Below are 3,435 nucleotides of genomic sequence, written 5' to 3'. Positions count from 1 at the left end.
ACCATTTTTTGATTACTGCTCCGGCGAATAAATAATGATACTGATATTTGGAATAGATGCCGAAACAAGTTCGGCATGACACAATCTTATGTCACTGTTTAACCACCGAAGCAATAATTTATTCATACATGGCCCATCCGGGATAATGCCATGCAATGGAAGTAATCACATTTTCGGGTTATCACAACCGATTTAACGCCCTGTCTATAACATACCGTCGAATCGCATCGGAATAGGGGAGCTCGTCCTGCCCGCCGAGCGAGGATAGTTTGACAGCGCACCCCTCGAGCCGTGAAACGTTGGCTGCGACCAGGGTGCGGTGCATTTCCAGAATCGCTTCATAGGGTCTCGGAATCTTTCTGAATGAATAAAACTCGTTCAGTTTTTCAAACATATTCAGGTTCCAGTTGCCCTGGAGCACGAAATTACGGTTTTCGTTTGCTGTATAAACATCGATGTGGTAGCCTCTTTCCGTCGGATAGTTACCGATATGGCACATCCCGATGACGGGCGGCTGGCCGTCGCGCGGTTCCATGGTGAGAACACAGAGCGATGCCCCGATTATTTCTTTTTCGACTCTCCATTTGCGCATGTCGATACCGAAGTGTCCGGTGAAATAGACCGAGTCTATTCCGCCGCCCAATGCCGCATGAGCGTAATTCAAAACATGGGGGAAATGCCAGGTGAAATGGGCCTCGGCTCCGTACGCTTCAAATGCGCGAAGCGGGCCTTTTTCCCTGACAAAAGCCTGCATCTCATATACTTCCGGGCCGAATTCGAGCTCCGATGCGCTCATGACCGGAGCATCGTACTTTTTTGCCATGCGGATTATTTCCTCGGCATCCTCGATCGAAGCGGTAAAAGGGCGATTGATAAAGGTGGGTTTCCCCTGTTCAAGCCCCGGCTGTGCGAGTTCCAGAGCCATGCGGTAGTCGGCATGCTCGATATAGAGACAATCGCATTCGTTTGAGAGTTTAACCGGATCGTTGTATATTTTTTCGTACGTGGGGCCTTTCAGCGCTTCCGCGAGGCCGGGACAGTCATCCCAGAGCGCATAGGTTTTTACACGGACTTCTTTGGGGTACTCTTTCGGCGGGTTTTTGAACATTGCGGCAAAGCCGTGCGAACCGACTCCGAGGACGCCGAGTTTCAAAAACTTCATATCTTGTGCGTAAGCGGGGGCTTTCCCTGCCGCTGTTATTCCGGCAATTCCTGCCGCAGCCCTTTTCAGACTTTTCTGTTTGTCTTCCATGTGTTTGATCCTGTTATCGCTACTGTTTAAATGGCAAATCCATTACTTCCTCCGCACCACGCGGAAACCCAGGCCGTAGTCCCCGTCATTCGGTTTGAACCTGCCGCGATACGCTACACGGCACTTGAAGGCTTTATTGTCCCAGGTGCCGTCACGGATAATTCTGACATCGCCTGAATCCGCGCCTGTCGGGTTTGTCACGCTTTCGCCCGGATAGCTCCCGTACCAGTCCTGACACCACTCCCATATGTTTCCGCTCATGTCGTACAGGCCGAAAGGATTGGCGGGGTATGCTCCCACGGGTGTCGGGCACCCGACATACATGTCATAATTAACCTTGGTGCTGTCAATCGTCCCATCGTCCGTCCCGTACATATACTGTTTTCCTCCGCGGGCCGCGTATTCCCATTCGGCTTCCGTCGGAAGGTCGAAGCCGTAATAGAGGGCAAATGACTTAGACCCGTACCATGAAACCGCCACCACCGGCCAGTTCTCTTTTCCGCCGGTCACCGTGAACGTGCCGCTGCCGTAATTGATCCAGCATTTGTTGTCCCCGCCGTAATCGTAGCCGATATCGAGGTATCGTTCACCCGGCCAATTGCCGGTTTTTCCGTACACATCATCGCTTTTTATTTCCACGTCACCAGATGCAAGTGCGGCATTCAGGTAGGCGGCATACTGCGCGTTCGTCACTTCGTAAGCGCTCATCTCGAAGCCCGATACCGTCACCGTGTGAACAGGACGGCAGCCATCCCATAAGTCGCCGACCTCATCTCCCATCTCGAATGCGCCACCCGGGATGCTCACGAAGGTTATTCCCAGAGAAGATGCATCATGTGAGGAGGCTTTTTGCCCATTCGATCCATCTCCACAGGACAACGTGAGAAAATGTGCAAGAATAATTATTACTGCAAGTTCATAGTGCCGTTTCATGATGTCCTCTCTGATGTTGGCGATTGAGTTGATTGACGGGAATCCCGATAATAAACGATGCCGCCCATATCAAAATATGGAAAGGCTGATAAATCACTATTGTCAGCCGTAAATTCAAATTAAAATATTCATCCCCCTGAAACAAGATTATTATCTCCCGCAAAGTCAAATTTCCGTCTTTTTCCTTTGGTTTTTTACCAGTAATTGTTCTCATTGCGGGATCAGTGGATAATCGCCTGTCTTCATTGACATCTTCATAACCTGCAAGACTGCTAAAGGTGCAATTTTCAGGAAATCCGCTGTCAGACATTATTATTTCATTTCCCTCCCTGTCATAGCAGTCTGAAGATAAATGCTATTGATTTGGACATGATAATTTTCTATCTTACAACAGCATACTGATAAAAATGGAATGAAACAGAACTGACGTTTGAGATTAAAAAACCTGCGTTCCGAACAATTTACCCACACGGTTTGAAACCGGGGCGGGATTGCAGGGTATATAAGGATCGTGACGAATTTTAAGGAGGTTTTATTTAATGGTCGATATGGATGGTTTGCGGGAAGGTTTTTTTAAAGACGCCGAATCCTGCCTGTCACAGAAGGATACTGAAGCGCTGAGGCTCAAGTACCTGGGACGAAAAGGGCTTCTGGCACAGTTCCGCGAAGGTGTGGATTTCAAGTCGCTGACTCCTGAAATGCGCGGTGCATTCGGCAAGGGATTCAACGATCTCAAAAATCTCATGGAAAAAAAGGTGGAAGAGCTGACCGTCTCGTTAAAAAATATATCGGAATCAGCTAAACGGCCTCAACTCGATATGACTCTTCCGGGTTCGGGACATTCGCTCGGATCGCTTCATCCTATCACGCTTGTTCAGATGGAACTTGAAGAAATATTTAAAAGCATGGGTTTTTACATAGAGACCGGCTATGAAGTCGAGGAAGAATATTACAACTTCGATGCCCTCAATACTCCGTTCGATCATCCGGCCCGTGAAATGCAGGATACCTTCTGGCTCACGAACGGCCTGGTGATGCGGACACAGACTTCCGCTGTCCAGGTGCGGGCGCTCGAAAAGTACGGGGCTCCCATGAAAATGATAGCACCGGGACGGTGTTTCCGGTACGAAACGGTCGATGCGAACCACGAGAACACCTTCTATCAGCTCGAGGGTCTTATGGTGGACCGAAACATCTCGGTGGCGAATCTCATCTGTGTTATGAACCTTCTCCTTGAACAGGTGTTTCGC

General features: G+C 49.2%; 4 protein-coding genes. 1 reads left to right on the top strand and 3 read right to left on the bottom strand.

Annotation, left to right across the window (positions count from 1 at the left end):
- Positions 1-181: 181 nt before the first annotated feature.
- Genes LLG96_00170 through LLG96_00160 form a run of 3 tightly spaced genes read right to left on the bottom strand, consistent with a single transcriptional unit; the run spans position 182 to position 2,495 of the window.
- A complete protein-coding gene (locus LLG96_00170) occupies positions 182-1,252 on the bottom strand; it encodes a Gfo/Idh/MocA family oxidoreductase (GenBank protein ID MCE5248610.1) in 1,071 nt (356 codons plus the stop codon).
- Between the two features lie 42 nt (positions 1,253-1,294).
- Positions 1,295-2,185, bottom strand: coding sequence for a formylglycine-generating enzyme family protein (locus LLG96_00165; GenBank protein MCE5248609.1), 891 nt, complete (start codon positions 2,183-2,185; stop codon positions 1,295-1,297).
- Positions 2,169-2,495, bottom strand: coding sequence for a hypothetical protein (locus tag LLG96_00160; GenBank protein ID MCE5248608.1), 327 nt, complete (start codon positions 2,493-2,495; stop codon positions 2,169-2,171). The genes LLG96_00165 and LLG96_00160 overlap by 17 nt, the downstream gene beginning before the upstream one ends.
- Before the next feature lie 229 nt (positions 2,496-2,724).
- Between LLG96_00160 and LLG96_00155 the strand changes: the two genes are divergently transcribed.
- Positions 2,725-3,435, top strand: a 711-nt coding sequence (locus tag LLG96_00155; GenBank protein MCE5248607.1) for a phenylalanine--tRNA ligase subunit alpha, incomplete at its 3' end; no start/stop codon positions are given.

The sequence above is a fragment of the bacterium genome, from assembly GCA_021372535.1.
Lineage (GTDB): Bacteria > Latescibacterota > Latescibacteria > Latescibacterales > Latescibacteraceae > JAFGMP01.
Note: the sequence above shows the minus strand (reverse complement) of the source record. Positions and strands in the feature narration are given on the sequence as shown.